General features: G+C 67.6%; 15 protein-coding genes. 7 read left to right on the forward strand and 8 right to left on the reverse strand.

From position 1 onward, the window contains the following. The first annotated feature begins 11 nt into the window (after positions 1-11). Positions 12-1,214, forward strand: a complete 1,203-nt coding sequence (locus tag AC6LJ9_RS06685; protein ID WP_498146940.1) for a M20 aminoacylase family protein — start codon at positions 12-14, stop codon at positions 1,212-1,214. A 62-nt stretch (positions 1,215-1,276) separates the two neighbouring features. On the opposite strand, the gene AC6LJ9_RS06690 is transcribed toward AC6LJ9_RS06685, so the two are convergent. Next, positions 1,277-2,170, reverse strand: a complete 894-nt coding sequence (locus tag AC6LJ9_RS06690; protein WP_498146941.1) for a LysR family transcriptional regulator — start codon at positions 2,168-2,170, stop codon at positions 1,277-1,279. Between AC6LJ9_RS06690 and AC6LJ9_RS06695 the strand changes: the two genes are divergently transcribed. From AC6LJ9_RS06695 to pagP, 5 genes are all read left to right on the forward strand, one after another. Further along, the gene (locus AC6LJ9_RS06695; protein WP_498146942.1) at positions 2,169-2,297 is read left to right on the forward strand and encodes a hypothetical protein; all 129 of its coding nucleotides are present in this window, start codon (positions 2,169-2,171) and stop codon (positions 2,295-2,297) included. The genes AC6LJ9_RS06690 and AC6LJ9_RS06695 overlap by 2 nt on opposite strands. Then, a complete protein-coding gene (locus tag AC6LJ9_RS06700) occupies positions 2,294-3,379 on the forward strand; it encodes a YeiH family protein (protein WP_498146943.1) in 1,086 nt (361 codons plus the stop codon). Before AC6LJ9_RS06695 ends, AC6LJ9_RS06700 begins: the two co-directional genes overlap by 4 nt. Positions 3,380-3,471: 92 nt before the next feature. Then, positions 3,472-3,882, forward strand: a complete 411-nt coding sequence (locus AC6LJ9_RS06705; protein WP_103272510.1) for an acyl-CoA thioesterase — start codon at positions 3,472-3,474, stop codon at positions 3,880-3,882. A gap of 10 nt (positions 3,883-3,892) precedes the next feature. After that, on the forward strand, positions 3,893-5,365 hold the full coding sequence (gene mgtE, locus AC6LJ9_RS06710) for a magnesium transporter (RefSeq protein ID WP_498146944.1): 1,473 nt from the start codon (positions 3,893-3,895) through the stop codon (positions 5,363-5,365). Between the two features lie 134 nt (positions 5,366-5,499). Further along, positions 5,500-6,054 (forward strand): lipid IV(A) palmitoyltransferase PagP, encoded by a 555-nt coding sequence (gene pagP, locus AC6LJ9_RS06715; RefSeq protein WP_498146945.1) that lies wholly within the window; start codon positions 5,500-5,502, stop codon positions 6,052-6,054. Positions 6,055-6,069: 15 nt separating this feature from the next. Here the strand turns inward: pagP and AC6LJ9_RS06720 are convergent, their stop codons facing one another. From AC6LJ9_RS06720 to AC6LJ9_RS06735, 4 genes are all read right to left on the reverse strand, one after another. After that, positions 6,070-6,702 (reverse strand): gamma-glutamylcyclotransferase, encoded by a 633-nt coding sequence (locus tag AC6LJ9_RS06720; protein WP_212314319.1) that lies wholly within the window; start codon positions 6,700-6,702, stop codon positions 6,070-6,072. A gap of 194 nt (positions 6,703-6,896) precedes the next feature. Continuing rightward, positions 6,897-7,355 carry an Lrp/AsnC family transcriptional regulator gene (locus AC6LJ9_RS06725; protein WP_212314320.1) on the reverse strand — a complete coding sequence of 153 codons (459 nt, stop codon included), beginning with the start codon at positions 7,353-7,355 and terminating at the stop codon, positions 6,897-6,899. Positions 7,356-7,393: 38 nt separating this feature from the next. Continuing rightward, positions 7,394-8,653: a D-amino acid dehydrogenase gene (locus AC6LJ9_RS06730; RefSeq protein WP_498146946.1), complete on the reverse strand. Its 1,260-nt coding sequence runs from the start codon at positions 8,651-8,653 to the stop codon at positions 7,394-7,396. A gap of 213 nt (positions 8,654-8,866) precedes the next feature. After that, positions 8,867-9,649 carry an SDR family NAD(P)-dependent oxidoreductase gene (locus tag AC6LJ9_RS06735; protein ID WP_498146947.1) on the reverse strand — a complete coding sequence of 261 codons (783 nt, stop codon included), beginning with the start codon at positions 9,647-9,649 and terminating at the stop codon, positions 8,867-8,869. Between the two features lie 212 nt (positions 9,650-9,861). Here AC6LJ9_RS06735 and AC6LJ9_RS06740 point away from each other — a divergent pair, with 212 nt between their 5' ends. After that, positions 9,862-10,422: a cysteine dioxygenase family protein gene (locus AC6LJ9_RS06740; protein WP_498146948.1), complete on the forward strand. Its 561-nt coding sequence runs from the start codon at positions 9,862-9,864 to the stop codon at positions 10,420-10,422. Here the strand turns inward: AC6LJ9_RS06740 and AC6LJ9_RS06745 are convergent. From AC6LJ9_RS06745 to AC6LJ9_RS06755, 3 genes are read right to left on the reverse strand one after another with little or no spacing between them, the layout of a single operon-like run. Then, complete coding sequence (locus tag AC6LJ9_RS06745) at positions 10,407-12,101, reverse strand: thiamine pyrophosphate-binding protein (protein WP_498146949.1); 1,695 nt, start codon at positions 12,099-12,101, stop codon at positions 10,407-10,409. The two genes, AC6LJ9_RS06740 and AC6LJ9_RS06745, sit on opposite strands and share 16 nt — an antisense overlap. 56 nt (positions 12,102-12,157) lie before the next feature. After that, positions 12,158-13,147 (reverse strand): tripartite tricarboxylate transporter substrate binding protein, encoded by a 990-nt coding sequence (locus AC6LJ9_RS06750; protein WP_498146950.1) that lies wholly within the window; start codon positions 13,145-13,147, stop codon positions 12,158-12,160. Then, positions 13,144-13,884 (reverse strand): GntR family transcriptional regulator, encoded by a 741-nt coding sequence (locus tag AC6LJ9_RS06755; RefSeq protein WP_498146951.1) that lies wholly within the window; start codon positions 13,882-13,884, stop codon positions 13,144-13,146. The genes AC6LJ9_RS06750 and AC6LJ9_RS06755 overlap by 4 nt, the downstream gene beginning before the upstream one ends. Between the last annotated feature and the right edge of the window lie 159 nt (positions 13,885-14,043).

Genomic DNA, 14,043 nt, shown 5'->3' on the forward strand with positions numbered 1-14,043 from the left:
GAATTTTCCCCATGAAACTGCTCGAACCCATCGTCGCCTGGCACAACGATATCGCCGGCATCCGGCGCGACATCCACGCGCATCCCGAACTGGCTTTTGAAGAGTTCCGCACCGCCGACGTCGTCGCGGCCAAGCTTGAGGAATGGGGCATCGAGATCGATCGCGGCCTGGGCGGCACCGGCGTGGTCGGCATCATCCGCGGCAAGCTCCCCGGCGAGCGCGCGGTCGGCCTGCGCGCCGACATGGACGCGCTGCCCATGCAGGAAGCGAACACCTTCGCCCACGCCAGCCAGCACGACGGCAAGATGCACGCCTGCGGCCACGACGGCCACACGGCCATGCTGCTGGCCGCGGCCCGCTACCTGTCGCAGCACCGCGATTTCGCCGGCACGGTCTACGTGATCTTCCAGCCGGCCGAGGAAGGCGGCGGCGGCGCCAAGCGCATGATCGACGACGGCCTGTTCACGCGCTTCCCGATGGAAGCCGTGTTCGGCATGCATAACTGGCCCGGCATGCCGCCCGGCAAGTTCGGCCTGACGCCCGGCCCCATCATGGCGTCCAGCAACGAGTTCTCGATCGTCATCAAGGGCAAGGGCACGCACGCCGGCATGCCCAACCTGGGCGTCGACCCGGTCATGGCGGCGGTACAGATGGCGCAATCGCTGCAGACCATCATCACGCGCAACCGCAACCCGCTCGACGCCGCGGTGCTGAGCATCACCCAGATCCACGCCGGCAGCGCCGACAACGTGGTGCCCAACCACGCCGAGCTGCGCGGCACGGTACGCACCTTCACGCTGGACGTGCTGGACCTGATCGAACGCCGTATGGAAGAGATCGCGCGCCACACCTGCGCGGCGATGGGCTGCGAAGTGGAGTTCAAGTTCCAGCGCAACTACCCGCCCACCATCAACCATCCCGACGAAGCCGCCTTCTGCGCCGAGGTGCTGCGCGGCATCGTCGGCGAGGACATGGTCGACGACCACGTCCAGCCCACCATGGGCGCCGAGGACTTCGCCTTCATGCTGCAGGAACTGCCCGGCTGCTACGTCTGGATCGGCAACGGCATGGGCGAGCATCGCGCCCACGGCCACGGACTGGGGCCGTGCATGCTGCACAACGGCAGCTACGACTTCAACGACGAGCTGCTGCCGCTGGGCGGCACGTACTGGGTCCAGCTGGCGCTGCAGCGCCTGGCCAAGCCCCAGGCCTGAACCCTGGCCATCCGGCGGCCCGGCTCTGGCCGGGCCATTGACGCCGTGCGCGGCGCGCGATCCTAGGCGCCATCCCCCGGCCCGACCGCCATGCACATCGCCAGGAAACGGCCGGCGGCTCGGGCCGCAGCATCCGCGTGCGGCACCAGGATGCTCAGCGTGCGCGTCAGCGGCCGGGGCAGCAGCCGCAACGCGGCCAGCGCGCCGTCCTCGTGCCGCATCGACATCACCGACACGAAGCCCACGCCCAGACCGGCGCGCACCGCCTGCTTCACCCCCTCCACGCCCGCCAGTTCCAGCCCCACCGACGGCGCCAGGCCGGCATCGGCGAAGGCGCGCTCGACCAGCCGCCGCACCCCCGAACCGGGCTCGCGCATGACCAGCGGCGACGCGGCCAGATCGCGCAGCGTCACGGCGCCCTTGCCCGACAGCGCATGGTCGGCGCGCACGATGGCCACCACTTCATCCTGGCGCCAGGCATGCACGGCCGTGTCGGCCGGCAGCCCGGCAGGCACGTCGCCTTCGATGAAGGCCAGATCCAGGACGGGTAACCGTTCGACGATCTCGCGCGTGTTGCCATCCGACAGGTGCAGGCTCACGGCCGGAAAGGCCTGCCGGAACTCGGCCACCAACCTGGGCAGAAGATAACTCGCCGGCGTGGTGCTGGCGCCCAGGCGCAGCACGCCCGTCTCCAGCCCGCGCCAGGATTCGCGCACGGCCTGCGCCTGCCGATACACCTGCCGCAGTTGCCGGGCCTGCTCGGCCAGCCGCTCGCCGGCCTCGGTCAGCGCGATGCCATGGCCGCTGCGGCGGTATAGCGGCTCGCCGAACCATTCCTGCAGCATGCGCAGCTGGCCCGACACCGCCGGCTGCGACAGGTGCAGCGTCTGCGCGGCGCGACTGATGTTGCCGGTGTCGGCCACACAGGCGAAGGTGAGCAGTTGATCTGGCGTCATGGCGGTAGGACAGACAAAGATATCAGAATTACTGATATTAAATATTCAAAATAAAGATTTTTCAAATAACGCTGGCAAATTTAATATTCCAGCCAGTTATTTAGATATTCCAGAAGGCCCGCCATGAGCGCTTCGACCAGCACCGCCGCCCCGCTTCCCGCCTCGCCCGCCGCCCACGCGGCCGCCCCCGCCGCCACGCCCTGGCGCGACAAACTCAACGGCGTCCTGTTCGTCGGCCTGATGGCCGCCGCCGTGATGCAGTTGGCGGACCTGCCCGCCATCCGCCAGATGGGTTTCTCGCCGCTGGTGGTCGGCATCGTCTGCGGCATGCTCTATGGCAACTTCCTGCGCGGCACCATGCCGGCGGACTGGGGCGTGGGCGTCAACTTCACTGCCCGCCGGCTGCTGCGCATCGCCGTGGCCTTCTATGGCCTGAACATCAGCATCCAGCAGATCGTGGCCGTGGGCCTGCCCGGCCTGGCGGTCTCCGTGGCCGTGGTGCTGGGCACGCTGCTGATCGGCACCGTGGTCGGCCAGCGCCTGCTGGGCCTGGACCGCGACACCGCCATGCTGACCTCGGCCGGCAGCGCCATCTGCGGCGCGGCCGCCGTGCTGGCGTTCGAGCCCACCCTGCGCTCGGCGCCCCACAAGAGCGCGGTGGCCGTCGCCACGGTAGTGCTGTTCGGCACGCTGTCCATGTTCCTGTACCCGGTGCTCTACCATGCCGGCTGGCTCAACCTGGACACCCAGGCGCTGGGCATCTACATCGGCGGCACCATCCACGAGGTCGCCCAGGTGGTGGGCGCGGCCAGCAACGTGGACCCGGCCACGACGGAAGTAGCCACCATCGTCAAGATGACCCGCGTGGCCCTGCTGGTGCCTGTACTGCTGGTGCTCGGCATGTACCTGCGCAACGCCGCCAGCCATGCCGGCGGCCAGGGCAAGGGCGCCAAGCTGCCCATCCCCTGGTTCGCCATCGGTTTCCTGGCGCTGGCCATCATCAATTCGCTGAACATCCTGCCGGCGGACGCCGTGGCCGCGCTGCGCCGCCTGGACGTGTTCGCGCTGACCATGGCCATGACGGCGCTGGGCATCGAAACCCGCTTCGCGCAGATCAAGAAGGCCGGTCCCCGCGTCATGGCCCTGGGCCTGATCCTGTACGTCTGGCTGCTGGTCGGCGGCTACGGCATCGTCAAGCTGGCGTCCTGAGCCGGACCCGGCCCGCAACGACCGCGGCGCGCGCGCCGCGGTCTTGTTTTTCCTGCATAATCGGCTGGTTTCCAGGCATTGGAGCCAGCCGCATGTCCTCCAGCACCCCCACCCCCTTCACCACCCTGCCCGCCAATCGCGACGCCGTGCTGCGCGTCATGCCGATGCCGGCGGACGCCAACATCCACGGGGACGTGTTCGGCGGCTGGATCATGTCGCAAGTGGACATCGCCGGTTCGATCCCGGCGGCGCGCCGCGCCGCGGGCCGCGTGGCCACGGTGGCGGTCAACGCCTTCCAGTTCAAGGAGCCCGTGTTCGTGGGCGACCTGCTCAGCTTCTACGCCGCCATCGTCAAGACCGGCAACACCTCGATCACGGTGTCCGTCGAAGTCTATGCCGAGCGCCAGCGTCTGGACGCCGAAGTCGTCAAGGTCACCGAGGCCGTCCTGACCTACGTCGCCACCGACGAAGCCCGCCGCAGCCGTCCTCTACCCAAACTTTGAGCCGTAACGCATGACGCAATCCGCCGCCGCGCACAAGCTGCCCGCGACGCCCCGCCGCCTCGACCCGGAAGACGCCCAGCACGCCCTGGCCGAAGTGCAGGAACGCCTGCGTCGCCAGCAGCTGGTCGCCGATCTGGTGCATCGTCAGGAAGAAGGCGACGCCAAGGCCAACCTGGTCGAGGACCTGGTTCACCGGCAGCACGAAGCCGAGCTCAAGACCCTGCTGGACGGCCTGCATCCGGCCGACATCGCCTTCATCCTCGAATCGCTGCCCAAGGACGAGCGGCAGACGATCTGGAAGCTGGTCAGCCCCGAACACGACGCCGACGTGCTGCTCGAGGTCGAGGACTGGGTACGCGAATCGCTGATCGAGGCGATGGACCGCCAGGACCTGGTGGCGGCGACCGGCAACATGGACGCCGACGAGCTGGCCGACCTGGCTCCGGACCTGCCGCCCGACGTGGTGGCGGAAGTCCAGAAGGGCCTGACCGAGGAAGAGCGGGCGCAGCTGCTGGAAGCCATGGGCTATCCGGAGGACAGCGTGGGCGCCATCATGGACTTCGAGATGGTCCGGGTGCGCGAGGACGTGACGCTGGAGGTGGTGCTGCGCTACCTGCGCCGCCTGCACGAGCTGCCCGACCATACCGACCAGATCTTCGTGGTCGACCGCCAGGACAAGCTGCAGGGCATCCTGCCGCTGTCGCGCCTGCTCGTCAGCGAGCCGGAAACCGAGGTGCGGGCGGTCATGAATTCCGACTTCCTGACGCTCAATCCGCTGGACTCGGACGCCGACGCGGCCGGCGCCTTCGAGCGCTATGACCTGGTCTCGGCCCCCGTGATGGACGACCAGGGCCGACTGATCGGCCGCGTCACCATCGCCGACGTGGTGGACGTGATGCGCGAAGACTCGCAGGAGCAGGCGCTGTCACGCGCCGGCCTGCAGGAAGAAGACATCTTCGCCCCCGTGTCCACCGCGCTGCGCAACCGCGCGCCCTGGCTGCTGTTCAATCTCTGTACCGCCGCCACGGCCTCGTTCGTGGCGTCGCAGTTCGAGGGCACGGTCAGCCAGATCGTGATCCTGGCCTTCCTGATGTCCATCGTCGCCGGCATCGGCGGCAATTCCGGCAACCAGACCATGACCCTGATCATCCGGGCGCTGGCGATGGGCCGGATCACCGGACGCAACCTCTGGCAGCTGGTCAAGCGCGAGCTGTTCGTCACGCTGATGGTGGGGCTGTGCGGCAGCCTGGTCGCGGCGCTATTCGCCTGGGCGATCTCGCACTCCGTCGCCATCGCCCTGGTGATGATGGCCGCAATGATCTGCAACATGCTGGTCGGCGCCTCGGTCGGCGTGCTGGTGCCCATGGTGCGCGCGCGCTTCGGCAAGGATCCCGCCATGGGCTCGTCGGTGCTGCTTACCTTCGCCACCGATTCCCTGGGTTTCTTCATTTTCCTGGGATTGGCGACGCTCTTCCTGCTGTAGCAGCGCCCCCCAGCCTCGGCTGAAAAGGGTTGCGCTGCACACTTGTCGACCAATTTTGACAGAATACCGACAGGGAAAACCCTAGCCCATCAAGTACAGTAATAGGCTTGTCATTTCTTCTGCCTATTCCTGTAATGATCGCCAGACTCCGGACTGCCCTGCTCGGCGTGGCGCTCTCGGTTTTCACCGTCAGCGCCCAGGCTTGTGACAACCTGCCCTCCTGGGCGCAATCGGCCTGTACCCGGCTGGACCAGATCTGGTCCGAAGGCAATAACGACCTCTATATCAGCGGCTATTCCTGGCACAACCGCTCCATGTACAGCGCGGAAAAGATCCGCAGCTTCAACGAGCGCGCCTGGGGCGGCGGCTACGGCCGCAGCCTCTACGACGAGGACGGCGACTGGCAAGGCCTGTATGGCATGGCCTTCCTGGACTCGCACAGCAAGGTCCAGCCGATCGCCGGCTACGGCTTCCTGAAGATCGGCCGGGTCAGCGAGAATTTCCGCCTGGGCGCCGGCTACACCGTGTTCCTGACCGCGCGCCAGGACATCATGCACTACATCCCCTTCCCCGGCGTGCTCCCGCTGGTCTCGGCCGGCTACAAGGACGCCATGCTCTACGCCACCTACATTCCCGGGGGCAAGGGCAACGGCAACGTGCTGTTCATGTTCGGCCGCTGGTCGTTCTGACGGCCAGCTCCGGTTTCAGCAGGGCTGCCCCAGGCGCCGTACCAGCTCGCCCAGGCGCATATCGTCGATGCCGTGCGCGCGCAAGGCACGCTCGGTTTCAATCACATAGTCCAGGCACGGGCCGGAATGGCCCACCGCGTTGCGCACGGAGGCCAGCAGCCGGTCATCGCTGACGTCGGCCGCGTATTCCTGACAGGCGCGGTTGAGCAGGAACACCAGCCCGCGCACGGGCGCTTCCTTGGTATGGCAGGTCAGCCAGCGCGGGCAGTAAGCGCCGGTCACCATCTCGCGACGCCAAAGCGTGTCGAAGACCGTCCGCACGTCACTGGCGGCGATCTGGAAGGCGACGCCACGGCAACAGCCGCCGCGGTCCAGGCCGAACACCAGGCCGGGATTGTCCGGCGAGCCGCGATGGTCGTGCGACCACAGGCACAGGGAACGGTGATAGCCACGCACCGTCGCAAGCCGCCGCTCGCGCCAGGCGAAGCCGGGATGCCAGATCAGGGAACCATAGGCGAATACCCAGAGATCGTCGCTGCCGTTCCAGCCGGTCAGAAGATCGTCCACCGACGCCGCGCGTCGGGCCGGGGATTGCTGCGACTGAGCCAGACCGGCGCAATCGCCGGCGGCGGGTACTGCCAAAGCCATGAGGACCCTTTGATATCCCGATTCATTCCCATGCGGAGAATGGGCGATATCCTACGCCGGCGCGCGCGCAAAAGCATTGCGAGATAGGGCTTAAGCAACGCACCGAAAGAAATTTGCGTTTCGCGGACAGGGCCGGAAAGGGAAAAAAATTGCGCGGGCGGATTCCTCGCCCTTTTCGGGCGCGAAATCGGCGCTCAGACCGCGTCCAGCGGCAGCTCGGTGGTGCTCTTGATGACTTCCATCGAGAAGCTGGCGCTCACGTCCAGCAGGTCCACCGCTTCGATCAGGCGACGGTAGAAGCGGTCGTAGGCGGCCATGTCCTCGACCACGACCTTGAGCAGGTAATCGATATCGCCGGCCATGCGGTGGAACTCGACCACATTGGGCAGCGCCATCACCGCGTTGATCAGGCTCTGCGTCCACTTGGCGTTGTGCTGGCTGGTCTTGATGGACACGAACACGGTCAGGTTCAGGCCCAGCGCCTTCGGGTCCAGCAGGATCGCGTTGCGCGCGATGACGCCATCGTCCTTGAGCTTCTGGATGCGCCGCCAGCACGGCGTGACGGACAGGTTCACCTGCTCGGCGATCTCGGCCACGGAACAGGTCGCGTCCTTTTGCAGCAGCGCGAGAATCTTGATGTCGGTCTGGTCCATGCCCTTTCCTCGACTTTCCAACGATCCGGCAGACCGGCTCATGACGCGTAGCGCTCCGCCGTCAGGCCTTCCATGTCCACCTCCGGCGGCCGGCCGGCCACGATATCGGCCACAATCTTGCCCGTTCCGCATGCCTGCGTCCAGCCGTTGGAGCCGTGGCCGCAGTCCAGGAACAGGTTTTCGTAGCGCGTCCGGCCCAGGATGGCCGGGCCGTCCGGCGTCATCGGCCGCAGCCCGGCCCAGGCCTGGGCACGGTCCAGCGCGATGCCCTGCGGGAACCATTCGCGCACCACGGACGTCAGGAAGGCCACCCGCCCCGCATCCACCTCCAGCCCATAGCCCTTCAATTCGGCCATGCCCGCGGCCCGGATCCGCGAACCCAGCCGCGAAATCATCACCTTGTTGTGCTCGTCCATGATGGCGGCCTGCGGCGCGCGGCCGGCATCGGTGACGTCGGCGGTAATGGAGTAGCCCTTGAGCGGATAGATGGGCAGCTTCAACCCCAGCGGCCGCAACAGGAAGGGGCTTTGCCCGCCCAACGCCACCACATAGGCGTCGGCCGCCAGCATGCCCTGATCCGTATCGGCGCCGGCAATGCGGCCGCCCTGCCCGACCAGGCGCCGGATCTCGACGCCATAGCGGAAGTCGACGCCCTGGCCTTGCAGGTAAGCGCTCATCCCGGTGGCGAACTTGTAGCTGTCGCCGGAGCCATCGGCCGGCAGGAACAGCGCGCCCGCGACAGGCGCCTTCGTATGCGCCAGCGCCGGCTCGACGCTCGCCGCGTCGGCCCCCTCAAGGAAGCGCCACGGCACTTCGAATTCATCCAGCGCGCGGGTGATGCCGGGAACCGCCTTCAGGCCGGCCTCATCGCGGAACAGCTGCAGCGTGCCGTCCTGATGGAAATCGAATTCGATGGGCAGGCCCGCGCCTGCGATCTCCTTCAGGCAGGCAAAGCTGTAATGCGCCACCCGCTGCATGCGCAGCTTGTTGACGCGGAACCGCTCGGCATTGCATTGCCCCATCCAGCGCGCCAGCCAGGCCAGCTTGCGCGGTTCGGGCGTGAACGAGAAGCGGATGGCGGAATTGCGCTGCAGGGACATCTTCAGCACCTTGCCGATCATGCCCGGCGCGGCCCAGGGCCCGGCGAAGCTGGGACACAGCCCGCCCGCGTTGCCGAAGCTGGTCTCCAGCGCGGCAGCCGGCCGGCGGTCCGCCACGACGACCTCATGTCCGTCCCGCCACAGGTAGTAGGCCGCCGCAACGCCCGCGACGCCAGCGCCCAACACCAGCACTTTCATGAATGTCCTTTCCTTGTTCTCAATGTCACTCCAACATCCGCAGCACGGGGTCCGCCCCGATCCTGCCAAGAAAACGGCAATGCTGGCGCCACCGGGCACTGCGCCTCTCCCTGGCACGGCCGCCCCAAATGGGGGCCGCGCGGATCCGGCTCCGCCGGTCCGCCACCGGCGCCCCCTGGGGGGAAGCGCGCAGCGCTTCGGGGGGGACCTAACCTAATACACTCCGGGATAGCCGCCGCCGTCGAGCAGGATGTTCTGCGCCGTCAGGTAGCCGGCCTGGGCGGAGCATACATAGGCGCACAAGGCGCCCAGCTCCTCGGGCTCGCCGTAGCGGCCCGCCGGATTGGAACGCCCGCGCTCGTCCCAGACCTGCTCGAAGCTCTTGCCCGGGAACTGGTCCATCATGCCCCGAATGTGGCGGGCCTGCGCGTCGGTGGCGAAGACGCCCGGCAGCAGGTTGTTGATGGTGACGTTGTGCCGCACGGTCTGTCGCGCCACGCCGCCGACAAAACCGATCAAGCCGGAGCGCGCGCCATTGGACAACCCCAGCTCGGCATGCGGCGCCTTCACGCTGCGCGACACGATGTTGACGATGCGCCCGAAGCGGCGCTCGACCATGCCGTCGACCACGCGCCGGATCATGTCGATGGGACCAAGCATCATGGCGTCCAGCGCGGCGACCCAGTCCTCGTGCGACCAGTCGCGGAAGTCCCCGGGCAGCGGTCCATCGGCGTTGTTGATCAGGATGTCCGGATGCGGGCAGGCGGCGATGGCCGCGTCGCGTCCGGCCGGCAGCGTCAGGTCGGCCGAGACCCAGCCCACGCCAATGCCGGTTTCGCGCGCGATCTCGGCGGCGGCCTGCTCCAGGCGCTCCGGATTGCGCGCCGCGATCGTCACCGACACGCCCTCGCGCGCCAGTTGCTGCGCGCAGGCGCGCCCCATGCCACGGCTGCCGCCGAACACCAGCGCCGTCCTGCCCTTGATTCCCAGATCCATGCTTTCCCCTTGCTGGTCCGTGCCGCAGCCCCTGTCTGGCGGGCTTGCGGCATGGCCGGCTGTCTGCGGCCGAAGGCAGTCAGTATAGGAGCGCGCCCCCGCCACCGGCGTGGAATTTTTTTCTAATCTTCACCGCCACATCCGCCGATTTGGCAAAGGCATTCCAGCCTGAACCCCTAAGATGAAGGTCTGTCCACACCGCGGCTGATCCCATGTCCGACGTCCAAACTGCCTGCCCCGATCTGCGCACGCTGTGCGAGTCGGTTCAAGCCGCGCAGATGACCGCGGCCCGCGCGCTGCTGCGCGACCTCGCCTCCAGCGTCGCCAGCGTCAATGGCATCCTGCAAGGCCTGCCCGAAGCGCTGCGCGCCGGCCGTGCCGAATCCTATACGCGGCACATCGCCTACGCGGATCCGCACGGCGCCTTCACCATCGCCTACCTGATCTGGCGCCAGGGACAGTTCAGCCCGGTGCACGGCCACAAGACCTGGTGCACCTACCAGGTCCTGCAGGGCGAGCTGTCCGAAACCCACTACCGCTGGGACGCGGACGCGTCCGCCGCCATTGCTTGCGGCGGAGCCACGCGCCGGCCGGGCGACATCGTCACGGCCACGCAGGGCCTGCACCAGATCCACAGGCTGGGCAACGCCAGCCCCGGCGTGGCGATCTCGCTGCACATCTACGGCGTCGATCAGGCCGATATCTGCACCGGCGTCAATCACCTGATCGACAAGGTCCTGGACGCATCGGCCACGCATCACCCCATCCACTGACTGACCGGCGCCGCCGCATCCTGCAGCGGCTGTGCCAGCACGTCGATCAGGGCCGGGCCATCATGCTCCAGCGCGGCCTTGATCGCCGCGTCCAGCTTGGCCGGATCTTCCACCCGCCATGCCTTCACGCCATAGGCTTCGGCAATGCGGGCGTGGTCGGTGCGATCGAAATCCACGCTGTAGTAGCGCTTGTCGTAGCCGGCCTTCTGGCTGGCCTTGATCCAGCCATAGACCGAGTTCGAGAACACCACCATCAGCAGCGGCGCCTTGTGCCGCACAATTGTTTCCAGTTCGCCGACCGTGAAGCCGAAGCTGCCATCGCCCATGACCGCGACACACTTGGACTGCGGCCGCCCCACCCACGCGCCCATGGCGGCCGACATGGAAAAGCCCAGCGCTCCATGCGCGCGGTTGGTGATGAAGTGGCGACCGGGACGCGACACATCGTAGTACGCGGAGAAATACGGGCACGGCGTGCCGGGATCGGCGCAGACCACCGCATCATCCGGCAGCAGACGGTTCAGCGACTGCACCACGCGCTCGGGCCGGATCGGCGTATCCAGGCCGGCGGCCAGCGATTCCAGCTGTTCGCGCCGCGCCTGCTTCGCGCGGCCGGCCAGCACCGAGCCGTCGACCGCGTCGGCGGGCCGATGCGCCAGGCGCTCGCGCACCTCGACGGCCAGGGCCTCCAGCGCCAGCCGGGCATCGCCCACCATGCCGACTTCGGTGCGGTAGTTGGCGCCGATCACCGAGGGATCCACGTCGATGTGCAGGATCGGCACGTCGCGACTCGGAAAGCGCCAGTGCTCGGTGGACGTGGAGCCCGCGCGGCAACCCACGAACAGCACGGCGTCGGCGGCGGCCACCACGTCGCGCGTGGCCATGACGCCGCCGTTGGAGCCGACCACGCCGGCGTTGAGCGGATGCGTGTCGGCCAGGCTGCCCTGCCCGCTGACCGTCAGGCAGACGGCCGCTTTCAGCATCTCCGCCAAATCCTGCAAGGCGGCGCTGGCGCCGGCGATGACCACGCCGCCGCCGCAGATGATGACGGGCGAACGCGCGCCGGCCAGCCGCTGCGCGGCCCGCGCCACGTCGGCGGGGTCCGGCGCGTAGCGCATGGCCGGGTAGCTGCCGTGCTCGGGCTGCGTCCAGATGTCAGCCGCGTCCACTTGCTGTTTCATCACGTCATAGGGAAAGCACAGATGAGCGGCGCCCGGCTTGCCGGTGGTCATGTGGCGGAAGGCCGCCCGCACCATGCCCGGGATCTGGTCGGCGCGATCGATCGTGCGGTTCCATTTGGTCAGCGGGCGGTACAGCGCCTCCTGGTCCAGCTCGGTCAGCGGATACTTGCCGCGCGAACCGACCGCCACGTCCGATGTGATGCCCAGCACGGGCACCGACGAGTCGTTGGCCTCCACCAGGCCGGGCAGCAGATAGGTCGCGCCGCCGCCGCTGGGGCCTTCGCATACGCCCACCTTGCCCGTCACCCGTGCATACGCGTCGGCCATGTAGCCCGCGCTGCGTTCGTCACGCGTGAGGATGTGGCGCATGCCGTGGTCGAGCCGGTACAAGGCATCGTAGAACGGCAGGCTGGTATCGCCGCACAGGCCAAAAATATGCTGGACGCCGTTGTGCTGCAGCATGCGCACCATCGCTTCCGCGCCGGTCAGGGTATTCATGTCGTCTCCATGCTTGCTTGACGCTACGGGCTGCGGCCCGCCAGGCCGCCGGCGCGTCAGTTTTCGAGGTTGATGTTGCTGGTCTTGATGAAGGCGTTCCAACGTTCGTATTCGGCCTTCACATAGGCATCCAGCGCGGGACCGTCGGAGGCCACGATCTCGAAGCCCGCCTCGCCCAGTTTCTTGCGTACGTCCGGGTCGGCCAGCACGGTCTTGAAATCGCGGGTCAGCTTCTTGATGGTGGCCTCGGGCGTGCCCTTGGGCGCGAACATGCCGCTCCAGGAATAGGCGACGAATCCGGGAAAACCGGACTCCGCCACCGTGGGCACGTTGGGCAGGTCGGCCAGCCGCTTTTCGCCGGCGACCGCCAGGGGCTTGATCTTGCCCGCCTGGATCTGGCCGCGCAGCGCGGCGAAGCTGAGCCAGGTCATGTTGGCCTGCCCGCCCACCACGGCCTGGATCGCCGGCCCGCCGCCGCCATAAGGCACATGCAGCAGTTCCACCTTCGACAGGCGCTTGAGCTCTTCTGGCGCAAGATGGTTCAGCGAGCCCACACCGGTCGACGCGTAGTTGTAGCGGTTGGCGGGCTGCTTGGCCGCGGCGGCCAGGAAGTCCTTCAGGTTGTCGCCGGGCACGGACGGGTTGGCGCCAAGAACCAGCGGAAAGCGCACGGTCTGCGTGATGGCGACGAAGTCCTTGAACGTGTCGTACGGCAGCTTGGGTTTCACGGCGGGATTGATGCCGTGGTTGTCGAAGCTCACCAGCAGCGTGTTGCCATCAGGTTCGGCCCGGGCCACGAAGGCCGTGGCGATCTGGCTGGCGGCGCCCGGACGGTTCTCGACCACGACCGCGCGTCCGCCCAGCTCCTGCGACAGGCGCGGCTGCAGGATGCGCGCCAGGATATCGGTGCTGCCGCCCGGCGGATACGGCACCACCAGGATCAGCGGCCGCTCTTCGGCCGCCGCATCGGCAACCAGCCCCAGGCCGCCTATCGCCGCCACTGCGCAAGCCATGGCCAGCGCGCGTCTGTACAACGTATGGATCATCGGTGTTCCCCTGTTGTGGTGTCGGCCTGCGCTGCCTGCGTGGGGTCGGCCTGGTCCCGCATGTAGATATTGGAAAAGCCCGTGCGTATCACGTCGGTGATCTGATCCAGGCGGCGGCCGATATGCGCCCCCATCATGCCGGGCAAGGCATCGATGTCGCGGCGTTCCAGCGCCTGCACGATGCGCATGTGCTCGGCCTGCGTGTGCGCGCGGCGCCCCTGCTGCATGTCGATCCAGCGCACGAAATGGATGCGGGCATTCACGCTTTCCAGTGCGCGCACGAATTCCTGGTTGCGCGAATAGCGCGCCAGCATCAGGTGAAAGGCCTCGTCCAGCTCCAGCAGGCGCGTGGCCTCGCTGTCTTCCGGCACGTCGCGGGAGCGCTCGACGAAGGCCCGCAGCTCGGCCAGCTCCGCATCGCTGGCGCGTTCGCAGGCCGCGCGCACGATGCCGGACTCCAGCACGGCGCGGTATTCATACAGCGAATGGATCTGCTTGGCGTCCAGCAGCCGGGCGATGAAGCCCCGGTTGACTGCCCGGGTCAGGAAGCCTTCAACCATCAGCTGGTTGAGCACTTCGCGCAGGGGCGTGCGGCTGACGTTCAGGCGCCGGGCCAGTTCGACCTCGTTGATGCGCTCGCCGGGCTTGAAGTCGAAACGCACCGCCATCGCCTTGACGGTGTTGTACAGCTCTGCCTGGCCTTCGGAGGTGCGGGACGCGAGGCGGGTCTGCGTCATGATCGGGTCTCCGGCGCGGCGCGCCTTGGGATTGAAGTGCATACTAAAGTGCATACACTTTGACCGACAACCCGGGTTTGCCCGGACGGCAACGCGCAGGCATGCGGCCGGATCACCCGGCGTGCGGCGACCAGGACGATCCGACGGCCGAAGGCTGGC

This window comes from Achromobacter sp. 1011811831 (assembly GCF_059760905.1).